20 protein-coding genes, 1 tRNA gene and 1 pseudogene are annotated in these 26157 nt (G+C 39.3%); 11 read left to right on the top strand and 11 right to left on the bottom strand.

Annotation, left to right across the window (positions count from 1 at the left end; all coding sequences use genetic code 11):
- Positions 1–46: 46 nt before the first annotated feature.
- From BUC17_RS01265 to BUC17_RS01255, 3 genes are read left to right on the top strand one after another with little or no spacing between them, the layout of a single operon-like run.
- The gene (locus tag BUC17_RS01265) at positions 47–823 is read left to right on the top strand and encodes an exodeoxyribonuclease III (protein ID WP_073360661.1); all 777 of its coding nucleotides are present in this window, start codon (positions 47–49) and stop codon (positions 821–823) included.
- 10 nt (positions 824–833) lie between these two features.
- Positions 834–1799, top strand: coding sequence for an OmpA/MotB family protein (locus BUC17_RS01260; RefSeq protein WP_073361181.1), 966 nt, complete (start codon positions 834–836; stop codon positions 1797–1799).
- Positions 1800–1807: 8 nt separating this feature from the next.
- The gene (locus tag BUC17_RS01255) at positions 1808–2848 is read left to right on the top strand and encodes an aldo/keto reductase (protein ID WP_073360658.1); all 1041 of its coding nucleotides are present in this window, start codon (positions 1808–1810) and stop codon (positions 2846–2848) included.
- Between the two features lie 37 nt (positions 2849–2885).
- On the opposite strand, the gene BUC17_RS01250 is transcribed toward BUC17_RS01255, so the two are convergent.
- From BUC17_RS01250 to serS, 11 genes and pseudogenes are all read right to left on the bottom strand, one after another.
- A complete protein-coding gene (locus BUC17_RS01250) occupies positions 2886–3686 on the bottom strand; it encodes a M48 family metallopeptidase (RefSeq protein WP_073360656.1) in 801 nt (266 codons plus the stop codon).
- Positions 3673–4116 carry a hypothetical protein gene (locus tag BUC17_RS01245; protein WP_073360654.1) on the bottom strand — a complete coding sequence of 148 codons (444 nt, stop codon included), beginning with the start codon at positions 4114–4116 and terminating at the stop codon, positions 3673–3675. The genes BUC17_RS01250 and BUC17_RS01245 overlap by 14 nt, the downstream gene beginning before the upstream one ends.
- The gene (locus tag BUC17_RS01240; RefSeq protein WP_073360653.1) at positions 4113–4517 is read right to left on the bottom strand and encodes a DUF2752 domain-containing protein; all 405 of its coding nucleotides are present in this window, start codon (positions 4515–4517) and stop codon (positions 4113–4115) included. The genes BUC17_RS01245 and BUC17_RS01240 overlap by 4 nt, the downstream gene beginning before the upstream one ends.
- A gap of 16 nt (positions 4518–4533) precedes the next feature.
- On the bottom strand, positions 4534–4872 hold the full coding sequence (locus BUC17_RS01235; RefSeq protein WP_073360652.1) for a TM2 domain-containing protein: 339 nt from the start codon (positions 4870–4872) through the stop codon (positions 4534–4536).
- Positions 4873–4923: 51 nt separating this feature from the next.
- Entirely contained in the window at positions 4924–5286 is a 363-nt protein-coding gene (locus BUC17_RS14310) for a VOC family protein (RefSeq protein WP_394334041.1), read from the bottom strand.
- A 63-nt stretch (positions 5287–5349) separates the two neighbouring features.
- Positions 5350–6294, bottom strand: a pseudogene (locus tag BUC17_RS01230) (2-hydroxyacid dehydrogenase); the annotation flags it as partial.
- 47 nt (positions 6295–6341) lie between these two features.
- Positions 6342–7694 (bottom strand): magnesium transporter, encoded by a 1353-nt coding sequence (gene mgtE / locus BUC17_RS01225; RefSeq protein WP_073360651.1) that lies wholly within the window; start codon positions 7692–7694, stop codon positions 6342–6344.
- On the bottom strand, positions 7684–8463 hold the full coding sequence (rsmA, locus tag BUC17_RS01220; RefSeq protein WP_073360649.1) for a 16S rRNA (adenine(1518)-N(6)/adenine(1519)-N(6))-dimethyltransferase RsmA: 780 nt from the start codon (positions 8461–8463) through the stop codon (positions 7684–7686). Before rsmA ends, mgtE begins: the two co-directional genes overlap by 11 nt.
- 186 nt (positions 8464–8649) lie before the next feature.
- Positions 8650–8973 (bottom strand): DUF4286 family protein, encoded by a 324-nt coding sequence (locus BUC17_RS01215; RefSeq protein WP_073360648.1) that lies wholly within the window; start codon positions 8971–8973, stop codon positions 8650–8652.
- A gap of 67 nt (positions 8974–9040) precedes the next feature.
- Positions 9041–10816, bottom strand: coding sequence for a tetratricopeptide repeat protein (locus BUC17_RS01210; protein ID WP_073360647.1), 1776 nt, complete (start codon positions 10814–10816; stop codon positions 9041–9043).
- Between the two features lie 75 nt (positions 10817–10891).
- A complete protein-coding gene (serS, locus tag BUC17_RS01205) occupies positions 10892–12163 on the bottom strand; it encodes a serine--tRNA ligase (RefSeq protein ID WP_073360646.1) in 1272 nt (423 codons plus the stop codon).
- A 186-nt stretch (positions 12164–12349) separates the two neighbouring features.
- Here serS and BUC17_RS01200 point away from each other — a divergent pair, with 186 nt between their 5' ends.
- The 8 genes from BUC17_RS01200 to BUC17_RS01165 all read left to right on the top strand — a co-directional run bounded on the left by BUC17_RS01200 (position 12350) and on the right by BUC17_RS01165 (position 26119).
- Complete coding sequence (locus BUC17_RS01200; protein ID WP_073361179.1) at positions 12350–14275, top strand: M1 family metallopeptidase; 1926 nt, start codon at positions 12350–12352, stop codon at positions 14273–14275.
- 72 nt (positions 14276–14347) lie between these two features.
- Entirely contained in the window at positions 14348–15691 is a 1344-nt protein-coding gene (rseP, locus tag BUC17_RS01195; RefSeq protein WP_073360644.1) for an RIP metalloprotease RseP, read from the top strand.
- Between the two features lie 85 nt (positions 15692–15776).
- A tRNA-Asn gene (locus tag BUC17_RS01190) sits at positions 15777–15850 on the top strand.
- 501 nt (positions 15851–16351) lie between these two features.
- A complete protein-coding gene (locus BUC17_RS01185; RefSeq protein ID WP_073360643.1) occupies positions 16352–17995 on the top strand; it encodes a T9SS type A sorting domain-containing protein in 1644 nt (547 codons plus the stop codon).
- 4 nt (positions 17996–17999) lie between these two features.
- The gene (locus BUC17_RS01180; RefSeq protein ID WP_083544697.1) at positions 18000–24770 is read left to right on the top strand and encodes a DUF6443 domain-containing protein; all 6771 of its coding nucleotides are present in this window, start codon (positions 18000–18002) and stop codon (positions 24768–24770) included.
- Entirely contained in the window at positions 24770–25141 is a 372-nt protein-coding gene (locus tag BUC17_RS01175) for a hypothetical protein (RefSeq protein WP_073361177.1), read from the top strand. Before BUC17_RS01180 ends, BUC17_RS01175 begins: the two co-directional genes overlap by 1 nt.
- Positions 25131–25703, top strand: a complete 573-nt coding sequence (locus BUC17_RS01170) for a hypothetical protein (protein WP_073360641.1) — start codon at positions 25131–25133, stop codon at positions 25701–25703. The genes BUC17_RS01175 and BUC17_RS01170 overlap by 11 nt, the downstream gene beginning before the upstream one ends.
- On the top strand, positions 25700–26119 hold the full coding sequence (locus BUC17_RS01165; protein ID WP_073360638.1) for a hypothetical protein: 420 nt from the start codon (positions 25700–25702) through the stop codon (positions 26117–26119). Before BUC17_RS01170 ends, BUC17_RS01165 begins: the two co-directional genes overlap by 4 nt.
- Positions 26120–26157 lie beyond the last annotated feature (38 nt).

The following is a 26157-nucleotide window of genomic DNA, read 5'->3' as shown; positions in this document are numbered from 1 at the left end:
CAACGTACAAAAGGAACGCCTTTCCTAAACGATTTTTGACCCATTCATGAAAATTATCTCTTACAATGTCAATGGAATTCGAGCGGCTATCACCAAAGGATTTCTTGATTGGTTGCAACACGCCAACCCTGATGTAATTTGCCTTCAGGAGATTAAAGCTACTGAGGATCAAATTCCAACCGATGCCATTACAGCGGCAGGTTATCCCTATCAATACTATTTTCCAGCACAAAAAAAGGGCTACAGCGGAGTAGCGATTTTATCCAAAAGTAAACCCGACAATGTCGTGTATGGGACAGGTATTGCGCACATGGATTTTGAAGGACGTAACCTTCGTGCCGATTTTGGTGATCTTTCGATAATGAGTTTGTATCTTCCTTCGGGAACCAATAGCGAACGCTTGGACCATAAGTTCAAATACATGGACGATTTCCAAGCCTATATCAATACGCTCAAACAAACCGTTCCCAACTTGGTGATTGGTGGGGATTACAACATTTGTCACCAAGCCATCGATATCCATGATCCGATTCGCAATGCCACGGTTTCTGGATTTTTGCCCGAAGAACGCGCTTGGTTGGATGCCTTTATGAAGTCGGGATTTATCGATAGTTTCCGTCATTTTAACAAAGAACCGCATCAATATAGTTGGTGGAGTTACCGCGCCAATGCCCGCAATAACAATAAAGGGTGGCGCATTGATTACAACTTGGTCAGTGAATCGTTGCGTGACCGCTTACAACGGGCTGTAATTTTACCCGAAGCGAAACATTCAGACCACTGTCCTATTGTTGTCGAAATTGAACACAAACAAACCCCATAAATAAATGATTATGATAAAAAAAGTGTTTTTAGGTTTTACCTTGGTGGCCTTAACTACCTCATGTGTCTCTAAGAAAATTTATAACGAGTTGGAGAGCAAATACGCCGATTTGAAAAAAGAAAATCGTCAGATTTCAGATGAAAATGAAAAGTTACAAAAAGCGAAGGGACAGTTAGAAACCGATGCGGCCAAACTGAAAGCAGAGTATGACAAACTGAAAGCAGATCGCGATAAACTTCAAACCGAACTCAGCGCTTCTGAAAAAAGCCTAAAGAATTTACAAGCGGCTTATTCGGCCTTGGAAAAAGACAGCAATGAAGCTTTGAGCAACAACATCAACAAAAATCGTGAGCTGTTGGCGCAATTGGAAGCCAAAGAAAAAGCCATGGCTGCTGAGCAAGAACGTTTGAATAAATTACGGGGCGAATTGGAAGCCAGCTCCAAACGACTCAACGAATTGGAAGCTTACATTGCGGCTAAAGATGCCAATATGAAACGTTTGAAAGACAACCTTTCTCGTGCCTTAAATGCTTTTGAAGGAAAAGGATTGACCATTGAACAGAAAAACGGAAAAGTATACGTTTCGATGGAAAACAAATTATTGTTCCAAACCGGAAGCTGGGCTGTCGGTGTTGAAGGAAAAAAAGCCGTAGTCGAATTGGGTAAAGTTTTGGCCCAAAACCCTGAAATTTCGGTATTAATTGAAGGACATACCGATGATGATAAAATCTTAGGAAACATTGGCGGCGGCATCGAAAGTAATTGGGACTTATCGACCAAACGTGCCACCGCGATTGTCAATATTCTTTCGGAAAATAAGGACATTAACCGTCAAAACTTAACCGCTGCAGGACGTGGGGAATACGCGCCTTTGCAACCCAATACCACCGCTGAAGGAAAAGCGAAAAACCGACGTATTGAAATCATCCTGACCCCAAAATTGGATGAAATCTCCAAAATGTTGGAAGAATTATAATAACCATGATGACCTACACCCATCTACCCCATACTGAGCTTGAGGTGAGCACCGTTTGCCTCGGCACCATGACTTTTGGCAATCAAAATACAGAAGCGGAAGCCCACAGTCAGTTGGATTGTGCTATCGCCAATGGAATTAACTTTATTGATACAGCCGAAATGTATCCTATTGGTGGAAATGCGCAAATTTTTGGCAGTACGGAACGCTTTATTGGGACATGGATTAAGAAAATTGGAGCGAGTGAACGGGAAAAGTTGGTCCTTGCCACCAAAATCGCCGGACCCAATCGCGGGATGGAATACATTCGGCAACCCTTAGATTTTTCCAAAAAGAGTCTGCATGAAGCGGTTGATTTAAGTTTGAAGAACCTACAAACCGACTACATTGACCTGTATCAATTGCATTGGCCTGAGCGGATTATGAATATGTTTGGCAAACGGGGATTGACCGAATTTGATACCCAATGGCACGACAGTACGCTAGAAGTTCTACAGGTTTTTGACGGTCTGATTAAAGATGGTAAAATCAAACATATTGGTGTTTCGAATGAAAATCCTTTTGGCGTCGTTCGCTTTTTGCAAGAAAGTGAGCGCCATGGATTGCCGCGCATTGTCACCATTCAAAATCCCTATTCGTTACTTAATCGCCTGTATGAAGTGGGGTTGAGCGAATTATGCTACCGTGAAGGAGTCGGCTTGTTGGCGTATTCACCCTTGGCCTTTGGATTTCTAACGGGCAAATACCTTAACGGTTATCCCGACCAATCGCGGATGAAATTGTTCCCCAATTTTACACGATATACCAACGAAAACTGTTTTACAGCTACGCGTTTGTATAAAGAATTGGCCGAAAAACAGGGGTTAACACTCACACAAATGGCACTTGCTTTTACGCATCAACAACAGTTTGTAACCTCAACCATTATCGGTGCGACAAGTGTCCGTCAGTTGGAAGAAAACCTCGCGGCTTTTTCGGTGGTGTTGTCGAAAGAACTATGCGGTGAAATTGAAAAAATTCAAGAACGGCATCCGAATCCCGCGCCTTAAATACAAAAATACCTGACCAAAAAGTCAGGTATTTTTTTTAATGATTTTCTTCGATTTGTCGTTTGAATGCTTCCCAATCGTTGGGTTTAAGCACCTGGCGATTGCCTAGTTTTTTTCCTTTCACATAATCGAGGATGTAAGCGGCACGATCTTCCGACTCGGGGTGGGTTGAAATCCAACCAAAACCGTCGGGAAGAGAGCGTTCTTGGGCTAACTGGTACATAAAATCAGCCAAAGGTTGCGGATTAATCTTTGCCTTCATCATATAATCTACGGCGGTCAAATCGGCTTCTTTTTCCAGAGCGCGATCATAGGCCGTAGAGGATAAGGTTTTGATGATTTCACGAATGAGTGCGCCATTATTTCCCGTGGCACCTAGCAACACACTCAATCCGATTTCTTTTGACAACTTTTGCATCACATGATTCTTACGAATGTGCGCTACTTCGTGCGCCAATACGCCTTGCACCGACTCTTGTTTGGTACAGGCTTTAATTAAACCCGTATACACCACCAAATGGTTGTTGGGCATGGCAAATGCATTTACAGCATCGTTTTCAATCAAATGCAAACGAATGGAATCCTTCGGAATATCATTGGCTTCCAATAGGGGTTGCATCAATGAATCCAAGGTCTTTTGAAGCGTATCGTTATGAATGATAACTTCGGTTTCTTCGACCTGTTCCCAAAGTAAGTCGCCCAACTTTGATGCGGTATTCAATTGCGTTTGTCGAATATGAAAAACCTTGACAAAATCGATTTGACGCAAGCCAAAAAAGAGACCAAAAAAGAGTGCGAGTAAAACAACGCCTTGTAAAATAACTTTATTTTGTGCCATCGGGTTTACAGATTAAATTGGTTAAAGGGCCAAAAAACCACAATTCGATATGCTTTCCTTTTCGGGTGTTGACCGCCAAGTAAATGGTTGAAATAAACTCGGTGATATTGAAAATAATTACCGTAAATAAATAGGCAAAATAGGTACTACTCACCGGATGATTATAAAAAATAATGTCGATGGTCCACCAGAATCCAAAACTATTCATACACAATAACGCCGCTTGCGAAAATAACGCCTGCGTGCAATGCCAACGCACATAATAAGTGCCTTTTCGATTGGCAATGTAAAAGAAAAATGTGGCAATTAAATTGATGATGGGCAGCGGTAGTCCGGCGACCAAAGCAACCAGAGACATCAAATAACTGTTGGAAGCCTTTTCAGCCTCGTGCTCAGAAGGTTTGTAGGGAAATTGAACGGTTTGTATCATAATGCTTTATAAATATTCCACATCCACAAGGCAAAAATTAAGCCAATTCCCAGGAGCATAGGAATACGCTGGGTAAAAAAAGCTTCAATTTTGCCATAAAAAATAAAAAAATCAGCTTTTTGAGTGAGCACATCACGGAGCACCCAAAGAGGAACGGTAAGAATAACCAAAGCCATCACATAGCCCAAGGGATTTTTGTAAATCGCTTCCGCAAAATTACCGTGAAACAGCGCAATTAGTGACCGCGTAGTCCCACAAGAGGGGCACGGATAGCCAGTTATGTTTTTAAAAATACAAACATGAATTGGGGCATCCGAAGGGCCAAAAAGTGCGTAAACTAGATACAAAAAACCCGAAACGGAGAGCAGTAACACCCAAGTGTATAGCCGGTTTCGGGTCATAACTTTTCAGTACGTATTAGTAAATCGCGTTTTGGAAATTTTCCATGTTTTTCTCACGAGTGACTCCCATGATCAAAAACCAGTCTACGATATTCCAAATACCTAACCCACCACAGGTAAGTAATTTTGCAATCCCTAATCCCGTATCGCCTACATAAAAGCGGTCGATTCCTAATCCACCTGCCAACAATGAAATAATTAAACTGGTGGTTGGATCTTTATATTGTGTGGTTTGCACCATTCCCCATTTAGTTTCATCCAAACTTAACAAACGCTCGCGAATGGCGGGTAAGTGATGGGCTTCAAAGAATTTTGAATTGGCCATCATGAACATGTCTACTTTTTGTGAATCCATAATTTTTGTTTTTTTGTTGATTAGATTTTGAATTATAGGTTTTAAAAATAACTATTTTTCTTGAAATGCCGCATCGATTGGCTCCCAAAGTTCAATCTTATGCCCCTCGGGATCCAAAATCCAGGCAAAGGTTCCATAGTCATAGGTTTCTGGATTCCCAATAATAGTAACGCCTTGTGCGGCTAATTCGGTGAGTAATGGCTTCAAGTGATGCACGCGAAAATTGAGCATAAATTCTTTATCACTGGGTTCAAAATAACGGGTGCTTGCCTCAAATGGAGCCCATTGGGTCATGGCATCGTTTCCTTGAGCATCTTTCCACCAAAACGACCACCCATAGTCGTCTACTGGAATCCCTAAATGCGTGGCATACCAGGATTTCAGCGCTTTTGGGTCTTTTGATTTAAAAAATATCCCTCCTATACCCGTTACACTGGCCTCTTTATTGGGCGCACTTTTATGGGGGATGAATAGACCGTACTGCTGCTTGATTTTATCGACAATGGTTTGGGCTAATTTCTCATGACTTTCATACGTCCATCCTGCAATATGTGGGGTTAACAACACATTTTCGGAATCCAATAAATACTGCAACGCTTCGGGTCGGTGGTCGGTAAACAAGCTTTCAAAGGATAATTTTTCATATTCCAATACATCCAATCCAGCGCCTAACACTTTTCCTTCTTGCAAGGCTTCAACCAAATCGGCCGTATCCACATTTTTTCCTCTGGAGGTATTGATCAACCAAAAGGGTTTGGTAAAGGCTTGTATAAATTCGCGGTTGACCATTTTGTGGGTCTCAGGTGTCCAGGGGATGTGTAAGCTTACTACATCGGCCTCGGCTTGCAGTGTCGCTAAATCAACCTGTCGTGCGCAAGCATCACCCACATTTTCTTGAATATCATAGCAAAGGACATTCACTTCAAAGCCGCGTAATTTTTGAGCGAAAGATTTTCCCATATTACCGTAGCCTATGATTCCTACGGTTTTTCCTTCCAACTCATACCCTCGATTACCCTCGCGCACCCATTGGCCTTGACGGACCATACGATCGGCACGATTTAACTTATTCATGAGCGACAACAGCATGCCTAGGGCTTGTTCGCCTACTGCGTTGCGATTGCCTTCGGGGGCTGCGATTAATTGCACTCCTTTTTGTGTGGCATATTCAACATCAATACTCTCCAAACCTGCCCCTACACGCGCAATAAACTGCAACTGGGTAGCCGCCTCGAGAAACTGCACATCAATGTTAAACCGACTACGGATGACAATCCCATGATACTGATTAATCTTGGCCTCAACGGCAGCTTTATCGGAAGTATAATCGGCTTCGTTGGTAAATCCAGCAGCCTCCAATTGCGCCCAAAGCAACGGATGGTTGGTATCTAAATGAAGGATGCGAATGGCGTTGGTCTTCAAAACAAATGCGATTGGTGAGAAACAAAGATATGAAAAGGGAAACCGAACTAGAAGCCCAAAATCATTCGGGCAATGGAAAAGTAAATCAAAATCCCGCAAATATCATTGCTCGTGGTGATAAACGGGCCCGTTGCTAACGCTGGGTCGATCCCAAACTTATCCAAAATTAACGGAATAGAGGTTCCAATAAGCGAAGCAGTGATAATCACTGAAACTAACGCGATGGTAACAATTACCCCAATTTTCACCTCAACGCCCAAAAGAAAATGACTGCCCAAAAACAAAATCGACGCTAGGATTATGCCGTTGAGCAAACTGAGGGAAATTTCTTTAAGGAGGCGATTTAAAATAGAACCACTGATGGATTGATTGGCCAAACCTTGAACGATAATCGCCGAAGATTGTACGCCTACATTTCCCGCCATCGCTGCAATCAAGGGGGTAAAAAAGAATAATTTGTAATGTTCTTTCATGGCGCCTTCAAACAAACTCAGCATTTCTACAGAGATAAAACCGCCGAACAAAGCCAAAACTAACCAAGGTAAGCGCGCGCGGGTCAAATCCAGAATGCTGTCATCTGCCTCGACGTCTTGCGAGATCCCCGCCGCCAACTGGTAATCTTTATCAGCTTCTTCTTTAATCACGTCGACGATATCATCAATGGTGATACGCCCTACCAAGCGTCCCATTTCATCCACAACGGGAATGGCTTCCAAGTCGTATTTCTGCATGATTCGGGCCACCTCGGTATTGGAAGTGTTCACACGAACGTAATCTACTTTTTTGATGTATACCTCACTGATGGGCGTTTTCGTAGAGGTAGTCAATAAATCTTTCAACGATAAGCGTCCTTTCAACCGATTGTCATCATCGACCACATAAATCGAATGAACGCGGGTGACGTTTTCGGCTTGTAAGCGCATTTCTTTGACGCAGGTCAGTACGTTCCAATTTTCATTGACTTTAACCAACTCTTTCCCCATCAAACCTCCGGCCGTATCTTCGTCGTAGCGCAACAAATCGACAATGTCTTTGGCATGTTCAACGTCTTCAAGCTCAGAGATTACCTCCTCTTTTTTGCTTTGCGGAAGTTCGGCAATAATATCGGCCGCATCATCGGTATCGAGTTCGTCAATTTCTTCGGCAATTTCTTTCGCCGACATGCGTTTGAGAATCTTTTCGCGAAGTTCTTCATCGATTTCCATCAGCACATCGGCTGTTTTTTCAGAATCGAGAATGCTAAAGATGTAGGATGCTTGGGTATCGTCGAGTTCTTCCATGATCTCGGCGATATCGGCATAATGCAGTTCGCTAAGGAGGTCGTGTAACTCACGCTCCTTATTGTGCAGAATCAAATTATTGATTTGATCCAGTAACTCTTTACTGATTTTAAACTGCATATGCCTCGATTTTTTGGGTCAATGCAATAAAATCTTCGGTGGACAATTGTTCTGGACGAAGATCAAATACCGCATCTTCCCGTAAAGGATCGGGCAAATTTAAGGATTTTAAACTGTTTCGTAGCGTTTTTCTGCGTTGATTAAAGGCAGTTTTTACCACATTGAAGAGCATTTTCTCATTACAGGCTAGACGATAATCGGATTTTCGTACCAAACGCAAGACCCCCGATTTGACTTTGGGCGGCGGATTGAACACGTGTTCACCAACGGTAAATAAGTATTCGGCCTCATAAAACGCTTGAACCAAAACCGAGAGAATACCATAGGTTTTACTCCCTTTTTTTTCACAAATCCGTTCGGCCACTTCTTTTTGAAACATCCCTGAGAATTCAGGCACTCGATCGCGCATTTCGAGCATTTTAAAAACAATTTGTGTCGAAATATTGTAGGGGAAATTGCCCGTTATGGCAAAAGGCTTTCCTTCAAACTCGGTATAAAAATCGTGCTTTAAAAAGTCTTTGGATAGAATTTTTCCATGCAATTTGGGATAATGTTGTTCCAAATACGCTACAGATTCGGTATCAATTTCGACCACATGGGTATCGATATCTTTTTCCAACAAATACTTGGTCAACACCCCCATTCCAGGTCCGATTTCTAGTACCGTATCATAGCCTTCCAACGTCAAGGTATCGCCAATACGACGGGCAATCGTTTCGTCGGTTAAAAAATGTTGCCCTAAATGTTTTTTGGCTCTAACTTGGTTCATGAGAAGAAATTATGATTAAAAAAGTTGTCCTTTTTTGGGGAGGAATTTTATTTTACGGGGAAGGATTTCATTCGTCTACACAAGGCAAAAAATGCTAGTACGCGCTCCGTTTTGGAAAGCTTCAAAAAATCCGCTTGTCGACGAGCATTGCTTTCTTCTTTGGTGGTAAAACGAACTTCCATGGCATCAATTATTTTGATAATGTTCTGAAATTAATTGCAATTCCGTTCGAAACGCCAACATTTTATCCCCAAACAATTGATAGCCCTCTTCGCGTAACCGGGAGGCGTCTTCATCGTAATAGCGTTGTAACGTTTCCAAGCTATCGGTGGTATACTGCACGGCATAAGTTACTCCTCCCATTTCCTCCTCGACTAAGACCTTTACCAATCGGGCAGAACAAAACTTACCGGTAGCCAAGACATCGTTTATATGCTTGGTTTGCATCCAACGCATCCATTGATCGTGAACGCTTTCGTGAATATTGATGGTAACATTATATAGTATCATATACCCGCTTCAATTTTTAAATGGAAATTTCCATTTATAATTTATAATTCAATATTTAAATAGCTCCCTATAGTTCTTTATCCCCGCGCAATCGACGAAATTTCTTTTGCGCATCGACATAAAAAATACTGTCTTCTCGGTGGAGAATGATATCTTCATACAGGGATTTGGCCTTATCGACTTCTCCTGTTTTTTGGTATAATTCGGCCGCAAAATAGGTCGTCTCATCCACATAGATACATTCTTTGTGTTGGTCAATGATTTGGCGGTAACTCGCAATGGCTTCGGGAAAATTGTTTTGTTCTTCCCACAATTTACCAATGCGCAAGAGCGTTACGGGTTCGATTTCCTGCCCCTTGTGTTCTTTTAAAATGGTCTGAAAAGCTTGTAAGGCTTCGGCTTTTTTATTTTGGTATAACAAATAATCAGCCCGGGCAAACTTTTTCAAAGCCGTTTGTGTCGAATCGGCTACGGTATTGTCGCTGATAAGCAAATATAAATCCATCGCGTCGTTGGCGATTAATTGGGTAGAAGCTGACTTCAAGACGCCCAATTGGTGTTCGGCCCATTTGAAATCGCCTTTGTAATAACTCGTTTTTGCCACCCGCAAACTTGCTTCTTGTCCCAACGGATTATTCCCGCCCTCATTTTCAACTTGCGCGAAATAGATTAAGGCTTGGTTGAACTTTTCTTCCAACAACAATATGGCAGCTAAATCCATTTTTACCTCAGCAATTTCCTCGCGTTTCAAGGGCATTTCGAGTGCATTTTTTAAAATGACTTTGGCGGTTTCGGTATCTTTTTGCTGAAAAGCCGAAAACTTCGCTTTCAATTGCAATAAGGATAACGAATAGGGACTCACTCCAAACTGTTTGATACGCGTGTCCAATTCGGCTGCAATAGCGGGATACCCTGCAGGTTGCGCTTTCTTGATTTGCAGTTCAATCAAATAGGTGTGGGCTTTGATTTGGAGGTCCAAATCGCGGGTATTTTCAAGAATAAAGTTCAGAATTTCGGTGGCGGCATCTTCGTCGTTTTCACTCATAGCCAATTGGGCCAAATTGACAATATTGGAAAACGACTCGGGGCTGCGTTTATAAATTGCTTTTTGCTGTATAAAGGCCTTGCCGTACTCTTTTTGTTGCACGTAATACCAGCTCAGATAGTCATTCCAAAACAAATCTTGAGTTTTTTGAATGCGACCCAACAAGGCTTTGCGCAAGGCATCGTTGAAGGTTACCGAAGCATCTTCGCTCATAAAACGCGACAATTGGTTTTGAATCATCACTAAGCTTTGGGGATTGTTGTAAGACTCGGTCAAGAACTTCTCGATCATATTATCCATGTCCCCTTTTTGCCCGTAGAGCAACGCCATTTGGTAATTGAAGTTGTATTTGGGTTCGATACTCACTGCCAATTCATAGGCTTGAATAGCGTAATCCGTAAGCCCTTTTTTATCAAAACCATAGGCAATTTGATAGACTTCGTTATGGTTTTTGCGAATTTTATCCAGGGCTTGTTCGTAATACTTTTTGGCTTTGTCAGCCTCTTTTTGTAATTGGAAATTGTACCCTAACTCAACCAAATAACTGCCTTGTTTGTATTGGTCTAAGCGATTTTGAATGAGTTTTTCGGACTTGTCAAATTGTTGCAATTGCTGGTAGCATTCAACCGTTCGCTGGAAAAAATTAAAATTATGGGGTTGCGATTTAAGCAATTCTTCATAGCTCACCAAGGCTTTCTCAAATTCTCCACGGTCAAAGTAATTCTGTGCCAATTGCTCGTTTTGAGCTACAGCATGAATTCCGATGCAGAAGAAAAGTAAAAAGAGTAATCGCTTCATAATAAAAAAACAATGTACTAAAATAACACAAAAGGCGGTTATTTAGTACAATTGTTTAGGGTTTCTTAACGTATGTTAATTGATGATATCAAATCCGGTGTACGGACGTAAAACTTCTGGGATCACAATTCCTTCGGGCGTTTGATAATTTTCCAAGATTCCAGCCATGACACGAGGTAAGGCCAATGAACTACCGTTTAAGGTGTGTGCCAATTGTGTTTTTCCATCTTTACCTTTAAAACGCAATTTTAAGCGATTGGCTTGGAAGGTTTCGAAATTGGACACCGAAGAAATTTCCAACCAACGGTCTTGCGCTGTTGAAAACACTTCAAAATCATAGGTTAGCGCCGAAGCAAAACTCATATCGCCTCCGCACAAGCGAAGAATTCGGTAAGGTAATTTCAATTCCCGCATGATATTTTTCACATGTTCAACCATCCCTTCCAACGCATCATACGACTGCTCGGGATGTTCAATACGAACAATTTCGACTTTATCAAATTGGTGCAAACGATTCAAGCCACGAACATGTGCCCCATACGAACCTGCCTCACGACGGAAACAAGGAGTATAGCCAGTACATAAAATCGGCAAGTCATTTTCACTCAACAATTCATCGCGGAACAAGTTGGTTACCGGTACTTCAGCGGTGGGAATCAAATAAAGGTCATCCAACCCTACATGGTACATTTGTCCTTCCTTGTCAGGCAATTGTCCGGTACCAAACCCCGAAGCCTCATTCACCAAATGCGGCACTTGGTATTCTTGATAGCCCGCCTGTGTATTTTTATCCAGAAAATAGGAAATCAAGGCGCGTTGCAATCGAGCCCCTTTCCCTTTGTAAACGGGGAAACCAGCTCCGGTGATTTTTACGCCCAACTCGAAGTCGATGATATCGTATTTTTTGACCAATTCCCAATGCGGAAGGGCGCCTTCATGCAACACGGGAATAGCGCCTTCTTGAAATACATTTACATTTTCATCGGGCGTTTTGCCATCGGGTACAATCGCGGCGGGAAGGTTGGGTAACAGGTAGAGTTTTTCGGTCAATTGTGAGGCAAAAACCTCCAATTGTTCCGACAAAAGTTTGCTTTCGTCACGAAGATTCGTAGTTTTCTGCTTTAAGAGTTCGGCTTTTGCTTTTTCCCCATTTTTCATCAACATTCCAATATCCTTGGAAAGCTTATTCGATTCGGCCAATACATTATCCAACGCGGCTTGCGAACTACGTCGTTTTTCATCCAATTCAACAATCTCCATCACTATTGCTCGAGCATCAAAATGTTTGCGCTGTAGAGCTGTAATAATTCGTTCGGGATTTTCGCGAATAACCGCAATCTGTAACATGGGTGTAGGGTGTTAAAATTCAGTGGACAAAGGTAGCAAAATGCTTTCGATATTTCTTCATGCCTTTCCGGCAAAATGCCCGTATACAGCCTATTGGAAATCTTTTACTTAAAACACAATTTAGCAATTGATTATCAACAAAATGCCGTAATTTTTTTTACATTCGCAAAAATTTCAACAATTCCCATGAATAAAATCTACCTTCTCTCCTTGTTAGGAATGGCACTTTTGGGTCATGCACAACAAAATGCTGACGAACTTGAATCGATAAGCCAAGCCGAACGAAAAGCGGCGGAGTCTACGATGACCGTGACCGTTAATGCCAACACAACCAATTACGATGTTACGTATCATAAAATAGAACTCACTGTTAATCCCGCCGTGGCCAATGTCAATGGAAAAGTAACTACTACGTTTACTGCTTTGCAAAACATGACGACCGTTACCTTCGATTTAATGAATGAATTGACGGTATCCTCGGTAAAAATGAATGCGCAGAATTTGGCTTTCACACAAAATGCCAATGAGGAGTTGGTCATTACCTTACCCGCTCAAGTGATCGCTGGGACGAGTGCAACCGTTGAAATTACCTATGCAGGCACCCCACCGGTGAGTGGTTTTGATTCTTTTGAAGCGAGTACGCATGCGGGAGTTCCCGTAATGTGGACGTTATCGCAACCCTTTGGTGCGCGCGATTGGTGGCCTTGTAAACAAGATTTAAATGACAAAATCAACAGTGTTGATATTTTTATCACAGCCCCTTCGCAATATGTTTCTGTGGCCAATGGCGTGAAACAATCGGAAACTGTCAATGGAAGCAGCAAAACGACCCATTTTCATCACGGGTACCCCATTCCTGCCTATTTGATTTGTTTTGCCGTTACCAATTACACCGTTTACACCCAAACTGCGGGTACGGCACCCAACACGTTTCCGGTGATTAACTATGTTTATCCCGAAAGTTTCAATGCTACGGTTCAAGCCCAAATGGAAGAAACCTTAAGCATCATGGACTACTTTGAAACGTTGTTTGAACCTTATCCGTATCGAAATGAGCAATACGGCCATGCTCAATTTGGTTGGGGTGGTGGAATGGAACATACAACAATGTCCTTTATGAATAATTTCAGTCGTGGACTTATTGCACACGAGTTGGCGCACCAATGGTTTGGCAACAAAGTAACCTGTGGGTCGTGGAAAGACATTTGGTTGAATGAAGGATTTGCCACGTATTTGTCATCCTTGGTCATCGAACAATTTGATGGTGAAACTGCTTTTATTGCCAACAAAACACAATTAATCAACAACATCACCTCGCAAACGGGAGGAGCTGTTTACCTTACTGATAGTGAAGCGACCAACTCGAGTCGTATTTTCAGCAGTCGATTGAGTTACAACAAAGCCGCAATGGTGTTGCACATGTTGCGTTGGCGAATGGGAGATACCAATTATTTTCAGGCGTTGCGCAACTATTTGGCCGACCCAGCATTGGCCTTTAATTATGCCGTAACAGCGCAATTCAAAAGCCATTTGGAAGCCGTTCATGGTAGTGATTTGACCGAATTTTTCAACGATTGGGTGTACAATCAAGGGTATCCAACCTACAGCGTTATTGCGCAAAATTGGGGTGGCGGTCAGGCTAAAATTACCCTCAACCAGTCGCAATCGCATTCTAGTGTTTCCTTTTTTGAAATGCCCGTGATGGTGCGTTTAACAGGTGCTGGGGGACAAACGCATGACGTAGTTTTGGAACACACCTTTGACGGAGAAGAATTTATAGTACCGGTACCTTTTTTGGTAACAGGAGTTCAATTCGATCCCAAACGGGAAATCATTTCACGCAATAACACGGCTCAATTAGGGAACGACAGCTTTACGCCCGATACGGTTTTGGCGTTGTATCCTAATCCAGCCAAAGAATTGGTTCACCTTCAAATGCCCAATACCCAAACCCTAATCGCCATTGACGTGTACAATCCTTTGGGACAAAAAGTGGCGACTTACGCATCGGTTGATATGAATATTTCTGGATTGGCCACGGGAAGCTATACCGTTCGTATTCGCACTTCGGAAGGCGTTTTTCATAAAAAAATGATAAAAAACGGGAATTAATTTTTAAAGGGACATTCTCCGAATCAAAATGTGCTATTTTTGTGGCGCATTGAATTTTTAGGTAACGCATCCATGGAATTTGTAATTAAACTGAGTCAGTTTTTACTGAGTCTCTCAATATTGATTGTCCTTCACGAACTTGGCCACTTTATACCGGCTAAGTTGTTTAAAACACGAGTAGAAAAATTCTATTTGTTTTTTGACGTTAAATTTTCCCTTTTCAAAAAGAAAGTAGGCGAAACGGTCTATGGTATCGGATGGCTTCCGTTGGGAGGCTATGTGAAAATCGCGGGGATGATTGACGAGTCGATGGACACAGAGCAGATGCAAGGCGAACCCCAACCGTGGGAATTCCGATCGAAACCCGCTTGGCAACGTTTAATCATCATGCTGGGAGGAGTATTGGTCAATTTTATTCTTGCTTTCCTCATTTACATTGGTATGACCTTTTATTATGGCCAGCAATACATTGCCAACAGTGATGTGAAAGATGGCGTTTGGGTGATCAATCCGGTATTGGAAAAAGCGGGACTTCAAAATGGAGACAAAATTGTGCGCATTGACCAAACCAAGATCGAGCGTTTCAACGACATACAACCACAATTGGCATTAGCCAAAGAAGTGGAAGTGAATCGAAAAGGGCAAGACACGGTAATCAAACTTCCTGTTAATTTTATTGATCAACTTCTAAAAACAGACCGTAAGGCATTGATAACCCTTCGGATTCCGTTTATAGTTTCGGATATTCCTGCCGGTTCACACAATGCAAAACAGCTCAAGAAAAAAGATATTTTAAAAGGGTTTAATGGACAACCTATAACCTACGCAGACGAGTTGTTTGCGCAGTTAACTACCCTGAAAGGAAAAACCGTAGCTGCGGTTGTTGAACGCGACGGAAAAGAAGTGCCTGTTCAATTGAACGTGAACAAAGAGGGGAAATTAGGCGTAGCTTATGCTCCCATGTTGCCGCTTGATAATTTAGAAAAACTAGGATTGTACAGCGTTAAATCGGAGGAATTCAGTCTTTGGGAATCGATTCCTATTGGAATTCAAATGGGGATTGACCAACTGACGAGTTATGGCAAACAGTTGAAAGCTATTTTCAATCCCGACACCGGCGCATACAAAGCCGTGGGTGGTTTTGGTGCTATTTTCAACGTGTTTCCGTCTGCTTGGAGCTGGCAAGTGTTTTGGGGAATCACGGCGTTTTTATCAATCATGTTGGGCGTTATGAATTTGTTGCCTATTCCAGCCCTTGACGGTGGTCATGTGATGTTTTTATTGTATGAAATGATTTCGGGTCGTAAACCTAGCGATAAATTCTTGGAACGAGCCCAAATGGTTGGTTTTGTGATTCTTATTGCGTTGTTGGTTTTTGCCAATGGAAACGACCTATATAAGGCGATTTTCAAATAGTATTTTTTTGAAAATTTTTGCCTAAAATGTTTGCATTTGTAAAATTCCGTTTTATCTTTGCAACCGCTTAAAAGATATAACATCTTCCTCCTTAGCTCAGTTGGTTAGAGCATCTGACTGTTAATCAGAGGGTCCTTGGTTCGAGCCCAAGAGGGGGAGCAACTTTAGAGAAGCCATTCGAAAGAGTGGCTTTTTTTATATTATTACCTATCTTAATATTTATATTATTCCTAAATGCTATTATAATCAGAAAAAGTGTAGACTTTTCTGGCTACAAAATGGTGCGCATGTTTTATTTTTTGGTGCGCATTTTGCAAAAAAATTATTTACGGATTTTTTCACCTATCAAAAAAATATTTTTCCTGCAACATATTGGTATTTTTCCCCTTAAAAAATGGGTTTTTTCCTTTTCAAAAAATTAGTTCAAAAAAAAATCAAAACTTATTTTTGGAAAAAAATACTTGTTTTTAACAATTCAGAGCAATTATTAGTACATGGACTTTTAAACAAAGTTTTAATATTGAAAATTTAACAAAATGTACACTTTTTGCTTACCTAGTAGTTAAAGCAGAAGTATACCTTAGCCGCTGGATAGATGTAGTTGTTGATGTAATTGGTATCCGCCTAAAGTAATATGTAATATCTTAACAACTATATTTTATGCGCATTGTAGCTTTATTTTTACTTTTAGTCATTGAGTATATCTTTTCGTTGACTGCACATTCACAAAAAATTTTATGGGAAAAAAGTTTAGGAGGGAAACAATCGGAGGTGTTATCTGATATTGTGCCTTGTCCTGATAATGGTTTTTTAGTGGCAGGATTTTCTGCTTCTGTAAAGTCAGGGAATAAGACTGCTAATCATTTGGGAAATTATGATTATTTCATTTGGAAAATGAATGATAAAGGCGAACCTGAGTGGCAAAAAACATTTGGTGGTTCAGAAAATGAAGTGCTAAACTCGGTGTTACTCACCCGTGAAGGAGGTTTTTTACTTGCCGGCACCTCAAATTCAAGTAAATCAGAAAGTAAGCACTCCTTGAATATTGGTAAAGATGATTTTTGGATTATCAAATTATCACCAAATGGAGCTGAAGAATGGCAACTTGCCCTTGGAGGGTTTGGACAAGAGAAAAATGCCAAAGTATTGCAGACTAGAGATGGCGGTTACGTTATTGCTGGAACCTCTGGAAAGGGGACAGTAATAGATATACCTACGGAGGAAAAGGATAAAAAAGTAAAATACATCTACAAAACGGAGCCATCCTATGGAAACTTAGATTATTGGGTAATAAAAGTAAATTCTGAGGGAAAGATGGAGTGGCAAAAAACTTTCGGTGGAAGTTATGCAGATGAATTGAAAAGTATGGTTCTACATGGTGAAGATATCATACTTGCAGGTATTTCTAATTCTAATGATGATGGCACAAAAACTATCGGAGCCAGGGGAATGGACGATATTTGGCTAATCAGTTTAGATAAAGATGGTGTTGAAAAATGGCAGAAAGCTATCGGTTCAGAAGGTTCTGATGTTATACAAACGTTAATTGTTACTTCTAAAAATGAACTTTTTATTGGAGCGCATTCAAATTCAAATACTGGTCATGATAAAATTAAGAGCAATAAAGAAGGAACGGATTTATGGTTGCTTAAACTCAGTTTTGAAGGTGAGATAATTTGGCAAGAGACCTATAATTATGCTGAAAATGAAACTCTTACTTCCATTGTGGAAAACCAAGACGGTACGTTTTTAATAGGAGCTTATGTGATTGGCACTTCCCATTTTGCTTCAAAATCAAAGCAAGCTACTCGAAAAAATAAGAAACCCCCATTGGAAGATGATTTTCTTGCCTTTAAAATCAATGTTGAAGGCGATGTTATTTGGTCAAAAATTGTGCATGGAGATGGGAAAGATATTTTGAAGAAAGTTATTGAAACACGTGATGGAGGGTATCTTATGGCTGGAAATTCAAATTCATCAATTTCAGGAGATAAAAGTACCGGAATCGGTCAAGATGATTTTTGGATAGTTAAACTAAAAGATAACAAAAAGCCTGATAATCCTACGCTTGAAATTGAGGCTTATCCTAACCCAACAAAACAGTTTACTACAATTATTGTTGGGTATGAATTTGAACGTGGAACGGCCACTGTAGCTGATTTAACTGGGCGACAACTTCAACAATTTGAAATTCAATCAAGAACAGTACCTATTGATTTAAGTGGTTTGCCTGAAGGAATTTATGTTGTAAATATTAAAACTAATGTACAATCAAACGGAGTAAAAATAATCAAAGCCAACTAATACCATGAAAAAAATACTTTCTCTCCTTATATTCTCTATTTCTTTTGTAAACGCACAGATTGATTTACCAAAAGATTTTACTCGCTCAACACCAAGTGCTGCCTCATTTATAACGTATGGTGATATCAAAGTTGATAAATTTACTGGGACACCCAATGTTTCTGTACCTATTTACTCTTTTTCAACTCGTTCTAAAGATTTATCTATTCCGATTGGATTGAGCTATCATGCTCAGAATATTAATTTATTGGATAAAGCTAGTGATGTAGGTCTTGGATGGTCATTGTTTTGTGGAGGTATTGTAACAAGAACAATTGTGTTTCAACCTGATGAAATGTATAAAACAATACTCACTCAAGTTTATGTTGACCCTAGATCTCAATTTAACGATGTCTACTATTTCAATGTAAATGGTTTAATGGGTAATTTTTTAATTGTACCCAATACTAATGATAGTGGGTTTACAGTACAAATGATGAATAGCAATGCCAATGTAATTGTAGAGGCTAACGTTAATCCTCAGAGCTATGATGTTGATAGCTTTAAAATTACAGATGATAAAGGATATCAATATTTTTTCACTATCTATGATGAGTTTGTTGAAAAGTTTGATGTTGCTAGGGCATATCCCTCTCCAGGGAATCCTACAAATTCACAACCAATTTCCTATAGAAGTTCACATCACTTAACTAAGATTACAGATAATAACGGTAAAGATTTAGCTTTATTCACATACAATAGTTATAATACTAATATTAATTTGTCTACCGAATATGATAATAGTATTAAGAAAATTAATCAGGTAACAGTACCAGGGTTAGGCTCTGCCACATTTAGTTATCAACTTATTCCAAGTTTGTATAAGCACAATGACGTACTTCAATTGAATCAAGTTGAGATTAAAAACTACAATAACGAGTTTATTTCTAGGTTTAATATGGAGTATGGATTTTCAATCATACCTAGCCACCAAACGCCAGATAATATATTTAAAAAAAGAAGAATGCTCGCCGTTGTGAGGCAGTTTAGTAGTGATAACCAATCTCAAAATCATAGTTTCGAATACGAAAACAAAATACCAGCTAACCTATCAATAAATGATTATGTTTTTGGAACGGATGTTTTTGGTTTTCTAAATATGCACCTTAATTGTGATGTTTATAATGGTGCTACATATTGGGAAAAAGAAGCTGTAACCCCAAATTATGTAACACATGATGTGTTGAAAAAGATAACCTATCCAACTGGAGGCTGTTCAATTTTTAATTTTGAATCCAATACATTTAGTTTACAAAATATAAATCCAAATTCTGAAGTTACACCAGAATGCTATAAAAAAAATGAAGTCGATAATATTAACCATACACTTTTTGCGTCCGCTTCCTTTAATGCTACAACAAGTGCCAATAGTTTTATATTTACGGTAACTGCTTATGATGAATACTTTTTTAGTTTTACTAGTGACCCTATAACCTATCCCCCAGGATTAACCCCCCCGGGGAATAACCCTCCAAACGCTGGCATTTCTTACAAGTTAAAACATGCTAATCCTGACTTGAATAATTTTGTAATTGCTGATTTCAATAATTTTTATATTGAAAGCACGTTAACAATATCTTGTCTTGGCAAGTTAGTCAAGTTAATGCCCGGAACGTATAGGATTGAGTATTCAACCACCACTGGCACTGCTAATGGAACCATAAACATTTATCGAAAACAGTTGAAACCTCAGATAAATCAGTGGTTGTATGGCGGTGGAGTAAGGGTAAGAAAAATCGCCAGTTTTAAAGAGCAACAATCCGTAGACTATTTTGATAATTTGAATCAGTACTCAACTGTAACTCCTGTTTCGGTTAAGAATTTTAATTATCAGTTTTCAACTACCCCCAATAAATCTAGTGGTTTTAAATCCTACACAACTAGTGGACAAATGACTGTTGGCTATAGAGAGGTTACAGAATTTGAAACCCCATATTTGGGCAAGGTTGTTGTTGAATATGCCTTTCCAAATCCTGCGGAGTATAATCAAACTACCCAGACATGGAATAATATTTTGGGCTATAAAGATGGCCTGCTTTTAACATCAAAAACATATGATAAAAACAATAGGATTTTAAGTCAAGTGAATAATAGCTTTACTTTTTATCAAGTGAGTAACCAGCTATTTAATACCATTTGGGGCTTTGATGTTTCGAATGAATGTGATTACACAGACTATCCACTAGGTTCAGGTAAAACTACAAATGTATGGCCAGCCTTAACCGCTTCATCAACAAAGAATTATTTTTACGAGTCAAATGGAACTCAACGCTTCATTGAATTATTAGAAACAACATCTTACAATCAAACAAATCGTGAAGTAAGTGAAAAAGTAATTCAGAACCTTACCGATTCCACTAGTGCTACATTAAAAACAAAATATTATTATCACACAGGGAATTCTTCCCTATCACAAAATAGAATTAGCGAAATTGAAAAAGTAGAATCGTACCGAAATAACACTTTACTTTCAACCAGCCAGTTGCTTTACTCTAACAATTGGGGTGCGGCAAATGTTTCTTTTTTACCCCATATTCTACAAACCTCAAAATCAACTCTAGCCCTAGAAAATCGTCACCGAATTACAGCCTATGATGAATTCAGTAATCCTACTGAAATCGTAATGGAAAATGGTATGACGACTACTTATCTTTGGGGGTATCAGAAAACCTCACCCATAGCAAAAATTGTAAATGCAACAAATGCACAAGTAGCTAGTGCGCTTGGAGTTTCCAATGTGCATTCACTTACTGAGGCTAATTTAACCGCCATAAATAACTTGCGAACGAATCCAACCTTTGTTAATGCCTTTGTGACTACATATACCTACAAACCGATGGTAGGAATGTTGACTGTGACTGATCCAAAGAATGATAAAATTACCTTTGTATATGATACATTTAATCGTTTAATAGAAACGCGCGACAAGGATAATAATTTGATTGCCGAAAACACTTATGAAATAAATCAAGGTAATGCTATAAACGCAGTTTTATCTAAAGCCTATAAAGTTGCTAGTACAACATCACTTCCTGTTACATCGGATAATGTGGTTGTTTCTAAATCATTTTTTGATGGATTAGGTCGAACGTTACAGAAAATTGATTACCGCCAATCGGCGACTGGAAAAGATATCGTAACACCAATTGCTTATGATGACGAAACAAAAATCCATCCCAAAACCTATCTACCTTATGCCACTTCAGGGAATAGCTTGAATTATAATCCCAATGCCATTTCTGAACAAGCTCTATTTAGTAAATACGTAGGACAAGTAGCCTTTAGTGAGCAATTGCTTGAGGAATCTCCACTAGGAACGCTTATAAAAGAGTCCGCACCCGGAACAACTTGGGCCATGGGAAGCGGTAAAGAAATTAAAAAGGAGCAACTTCTAAACAATGCCAATGATCAAGTAAAACGATTCACAGCTACCCTTTTTAGTTCTTCAACGCATAGTTTTGATACACAATTTGGTCAAACAGGAACTCAGTTTTATCCTGAAAACTCATTATTTAAGACAGTAACTAAAAACGAGCATTGGACCTCTGGGAATTTAAATACAATTATAGAGTTCAAGGACTTTGAAGGTAGATTGATTTTAAAACGATCGTTTAATCAAACCTCACCCACCAATCCTACAGTTACCACGTTAGACACTTATTATGTATATGATGATTACGGTAATTTGACTTATGTACTTCCTCCATTGGCAGAGGGAACAATAGGCGGTTCGGTGCTTCAAGAACTTGCTTATCAGTATAAATATGATTACAGAAACCGACTCATTGAAAAGAAATTACCCGGTAAACATTGGGAGTATATTGTTTACGATAAAATTGATCGCGTTGTTGCAACTGGACCCCATTTATCTCCTTTTAGTGATAATAGTTCTTCCAATGGGTGGATGGTTTCAAAGTATGATGTATTGAATCGTGTTGTTTATACCGCTTGGTCAGCAGCTACCGTGGATAGTAATTCGCGTTTTTCGCTCCAAAGCACACAAAATAGCGCAACCGTTATTAATGAAAGTAAAACCACATCCAACACCACAATTGATAATGTTACCGCTCGGTATACCAATGTAGTAAGTCCAACCAGTAATTTTAAACTTTTAACTATCAATTATTATGATGATTATAGTTTTCCTGGGGCGCCAACAACATTTACAACCGTATTGAATGATAACTCACAAGCGGTATATTTTAACAATTCGACGATTAAACCTAAGGGAATGGTCACGGGAGTTTGGTCTAGGGTGAATGAACTTACAACTACTGCTCCTGTTAAAAATTTGACTTCCTATTTGTTGTATGACCGTTATAGTCGTGTGGTGCGTAACTATAAAACCAATCATTTAGGGGGGTATACCCAAGTTGATCAAAAGTTGGATTTTACGGGTAAAGTTGTTTTTTCTGAAACGAAGCATAAACGATTAAGCACAAGTGCCGAAATTCTTGTTCGTGAGGATTTTGATTATACCCCACAGAGTCGTTTACTTCGCCACAAGCACAAAATCAATAATGAACCAACGCAATTGTTGGTGAAGTATGAATATGATGAACTTGGTGAAGTAAAGACCAAGCGCGTTGGGGGTACCGATATGAATAATGGCCTACAGGTTGTCGATTATCAATACAATATTCGTGGTTGGTTAACCCAAATTAATGACATTACTAATTTATCGAAGGGAACCGACCCAAGGGATTTGTTTGCCTTTAAATTGAATTACGATACTGTTGAAAACAATGTGAATGGTAAAGTAACCCCTTTGTTCAATGGTAATATCTCTGAAGTCTACTGGAGAACCGATGGTGATGGCGCTATACGAAAATATGGTTATCAGTATGATGCAATCAATCGTTTGAATGAAGCTATTTACCAACGACCAGGAACTACTCCCGAAATCAGAAATAGTTATAATGAAAAGATAACTTATGACAAGAATGGTAATATTTTGAGTCTAGAGCGTAATGGAGAAATGGATGACGATATCAATGTGATAAAAATAGACCAGCTCAACTACATCTACAAAGACAATGGAATTTCAAACAAATTAATGAAAGTAACCGATATTACGAATTTATCGAGTGGGTTTAAAGATGATAGTAATGGAACTAATGATACCAGTGATGATTTTAGTTATGATAGTTATGGTAATCAAACAAAAGATGAGAATAAAGGCATCACATTGATTAAGTATAACCACTTAAATTTACCCGTTGAAATAACCTTTACAGGAACCAACCGAAAAATTACGTATCTTTACGATGCTTCGGGCATTAAACAACAAAAGGTGGTCACCAATGGAACTAGTGTTACTACTACCGACTATTTGGATGGTTTTCAGTATTTAAAAACAGGCAGTGCAGGAGCCATAGTGTTGCAATTTTTCCCTCATGCTGAGGGCTATGTAAGTAACACTGTGGTCAATAATGCCAATGTTTACAATTACGTTTTTAATTATCAAGACCATCTGGGGAACAACCGTTTGAGTTATGCTTGGAATGCACAAACAAGTTCCTTGACAATTCTTGAAGAAAACCATTACTATCCTTATGGTTTAAAACATAATAATTACAATCTTGACCAAGAGTATTTTGATGCTTTGGGCACAGGAGTAAGTATTAAACCAAAGGCAACGCCGTACAAGTATCGTTTTAACGGACAAGAGTACCAGGATGAATTGGGATTGAATAGTTACATGATGGATTTGCGTCAATACGACCCAGCTCTAGCCCGTTGGACAGTAATTGACCCCGTTGATCATTTAAGTTTGTCACCTTACAATGCCTTTGACAACAACCCTGTTTATTGGGCTGATCCGAGTGGGGGGGATAGTCAAAGTTTAAATGCTGAATTTGAATCCCATTGGGGTAAACGCTTTGATGAGTATGGTAATTACATACCCTCTTCGGATAGAGGAAATGTAAATATTGGATTTTCAAACGCTAATAACAGTGAACCTAGAAGTGTTGGAGGTTGGTTAACAAGAAAAATTGATGGAGTAACAAGTCATACATATGTTGAAAATATTTATGATATTGTGACAAGCGAAGTTGAAGGATTTGTATCAATTGCTATAAGCATTACAGTTAGCAATGAGACTCATGGATACTGTTATAATCTAAATAGTGACGGTACAATAACAGATTCTGATGGTAATTTTTTTCGATACCATAAAGTTTATTTTGATGATTTATCTAAATCTACATCTTTCGGTTACCAAACACTAGGGGGTACTAAGTTCTATACTTCTAATCCTGGAGATTATTCAAAAACATATCCATTAGTTAATGGAGCGATTAGTGACGATAACACCATTGCAAATCTATTTATTGGTTCTGCTTTGTTTAAAGGAATTGGTGCGTTTTGGGAGTCTTTAACAGGATGGGGTGCAGCTAAGGGGGTAACCACAGCTGATGGATTCTTATTTAGAGGGTTTACAGTAAATACACCTTTCAACATCCCAGTGCAAAGATTCGGCAATATGAGCCTTGGAAAACCTGATTTTTGGGGAGCAAGGATAGGGACTAGTCAGTTTGCTAACAGAACATTTGGAGCTATAAAACCAGCATGGAATCCCCTAACTCAGTATACGACCGGTGTAATTCCTAAAGGCACACCAATTAAGTTCGGAATCATAGGTCCACAAGGATGGAGATACCCTGGTGGTTCATTCCAATTTATTGTTCCGTCTAGAAGTGTAATTAATCAATCCTCTAAACTAATCCGATGATGAGTAGGTTCGAAGATCCAATCCAATTTGTTATAAAAAAGAAGATCGGAGATGTTGACATAGCATATTCCGATTTAATAGAAATTTCCCAAGGAGGTCCAGAAGTTGGAAGTCTGTCAATTAATGGAAAAATAGTAGAAGGTCGTTATGGAGGCCCGGCTATTTGCAAAGATGAATTTGTATACGTACCAGCTCATGTCAAAAAGTTTTTAGGAACGGGGTTCAAGTTGGCAAGGATAAATGCAAATACACTTGAAGTGGAATATTTGAGTAAAATAAAAGATTTGATTTTTCTTGATAAAATAGAAGGGAATCGAATTTACTTCTTTGAAGATATGAGTAAAACAATTTATAGTCATTATGAGCTTTGAAATGATCAAATTGATCGCGAGAATATTAATCATTCTATTAACATTTTTTCAGGTTAGCATCATACCTGTTTCGGCAAATCCAATCATTTTTGGTCAAGATCATCATAGTGGCATTTCAGAAGTCTATACTTATGATGGAATTGAAAATTCATTTTGGGAAAAAGCCGATCTTACTGATGGGCTAAGTCAATTTCTTTCAGCTAAAGTGGTACGACTGGATCATGAAGTTTTTGCAGGTGTGGTGAGTGTTGCCGCTAAGGGGGGACAGACAATTATTGGAGAAGGAATGAAGCGTGTTAGCATGGAAGCTGCTAAACGTGAGGGGTCGGTGATTTTAAATGATATGCCAAAATTTACGGGCACTGCTTACCAAGTTACAAGTCAAATGATGACTTATAACCGACAATGGATTTTGCAGCAAATGAGAAGTGGTAGGCCAATTTTAGATATTGGACTTGATGCTACGAGAGCCAATCCGAGTATCTTCTATCAGATGGAGCAAAATATGATGAGAAATTATTTAAAGCTTCATCCTAACGTATTTCAAGTTATAAAACCATGATAGAACGAAAGGAATATACAGAAGCCGTAAAGTTGTTTTACTCTTTTCTTGAAACCGAATTTGGTTTTAGTAAAGTAAATGAAACTATTAACGGAAATGCTTTTTACGATGTTGAATTTAAGGATAGAGATAGGGTTGTTTCTGTTTCTTACGAAAACATAGAAGACCATTTGGAGGTCATTGTTTTTGTGTTGCAGAATGGAAAATTGCCGGACTATGACGATAAAACAAAATCGCTGCATTTAAAGCAGCTTAATCGGCTGGTAATAGCAAAAGCAAGTAAGGAGGAAATCAATTTGAACGCTGAATATTTTGCCAAGTACAATCCAAAGAATGAAATAGAGCGGAAATTATTGAAAGAGGCAAAAGAGCTTCGATTATGTTTGAAGCATTTTAACGAACTACAATTTGAATAAAACAGAAGCCCGGCAAGTCCGGGCTTTTGCTTTATAGA

This window comes from Flavobacterium fontis (assembly GCF_900129405.1).
Lineage (GTDB): Bacteria > Bacteroidota > Bacteroidia > Flavobacteriales > Flavobacteriaceae > Flavobacterium > Flavobacterium fontis.
The sequence above is the reverse complement of the archived record's forward strand: the minus strand, read 5'-3'. Positions and strand labels throughout refer to the sequence as shown.

What these genes read in the sequence shown, in the direction of transcription:
- BUC17_RS01250 (WP_073360656.1), bottom strand. Translation starts at nt 3,686, where the DNA reads ATGGCACAAAATAAAGTTATTTTACAAGGCGTTGTTTTACTCGCACTC.
- BUC17_RS01210 (WP_073360647.1), bottom strand. Translation starts at nt 10,816, where the DNA reads ATGAAGCGATTACTCTTTTTACTTTTCTTCTGCATCGGAATTCATGCT.
- BUC17_RS01235 (WP_073360652.1), bottom strand. Translation starts at nt 4,872, where the DNA reads ATGGATTCACAAAAAGTAGACATGTTCATGATGGCCAATTCAAAATTC.
- BUC17_RS01175 (WP_073361177.1), top strand. Translation starts at nt 24,770, where the DNA reads ATGAGTAGGTTCGAAGATCCAATCCAATTTGTTATAAAAAAGAAGATC.
- BUC17_RS01200 (WP_073361179.1), top strand. Translation starts at nt 12,350, where the DNA reads ATGAATAAAATCTACCTTCTCTCCTTGTTAGGAATGGCACTTTTGGGT.
- serS (WP_073360646.1), bottom strand. Translation starts at nt 12,163, where the DNA reads ATGTTACAGATTGCGGTTATTCGCGAAAATCCCGAACGAATTATTACA.
- BUC17_RS01215 (WP_073360648.1), bottom strand. Translation starts at nt 8,973, where the DNA reads ATGATACTATATAATGTTACCATCAATATTCACGAAAGCGTTCACGAT.
- rsmA (WP_073360649.1), bottom strand. Translation starts at nt 8,463, where the DNA reads ATGAACCAAGTTAGAGCCAAAAAACATTTAGGGCAACATTTTTTAACC.
- BUC17_RS01240 (WP_073360653.1), bottom strand. Translation starts at nt 4,517, where the DNA reads ATGACCCGAAACCGGCTATACACTTGGGTGTTACTGCTCTCCGTTTCG.
- BUC17_RS01170 (WP_073360641.1), top strand. Translation starts at nt 25,131, where the DNA reads ATGAGCTTTGAAATGATCAAATTGATCGCGAGAATATTAATCATTCTA.
- BUC17_RS01245 (WP_073360654.1), bottom strand. Translation starts at nt 4,116, where the DNA reads ATGATACAAACCGTTCAATTTCCCTACAAACCTTCTGAGCACGAGGCT.
- BUC17_RS01185 (WP_073360643.1), top strand. Translation starts at nt 16,352, where the DNA reads ATGCGCATTGTAGCTTTATTTTTACTTTTAGTCATTGAGTATATCTTT.
- rseP (WP_073360644.1), top strand. Translation starts at nt 14,348, where the DNA reads ATGGAATTTGTAATTAAACTGAGTCAGTTTTTACTGAGTCTCTCAATA.
- BUC17_RS01265 (WP_073360661.1), top strand. Translation starts at nt 47, where the DNA reads ATGAAAATTATCTCTTACAATGTCAATGGAATTCGAGCGGCTATCACC.
- mgtE (WP_073360651.1), bottom strand. Translation starts at nt 7,694, where the DNA reads ATGCAGTTTAAAATCAGTAAAGAGTTACTGGATCAAATCAATAATTTG.
- BUC17_RS01255 (WP_073360658.1), top strand. Translation starts at nt 1,808, where the DNA reads ATGACCTACACCCATCTACCCCATACTGAGCTTGAGGTGAGCACCGTT.
- BUC17_RS01180 (WP_083544697.1), top strand. Translation starts at nt 18,000, where the DNA reads ATGAAAAAAATACTTTCTCTCCTTATATTCTCTATTTCTTTTGTAAAC.
- BUC17_RS01165 (WP_073360638.1), top strand. Translation starts at nt 25,700, where the DNA reads ATGATAGAACGAAAGGAATATACAGAAGCCGTAAAGTTGTTTTACTCT.
- BUC17_RS01260 (WP_073361181.1), top strand. Translation starts at nt 834, where the DNA reads ATGATAAAAAAAGTGTTTTTAGGTTTTACCTTGGTGGCCTTAACTACC.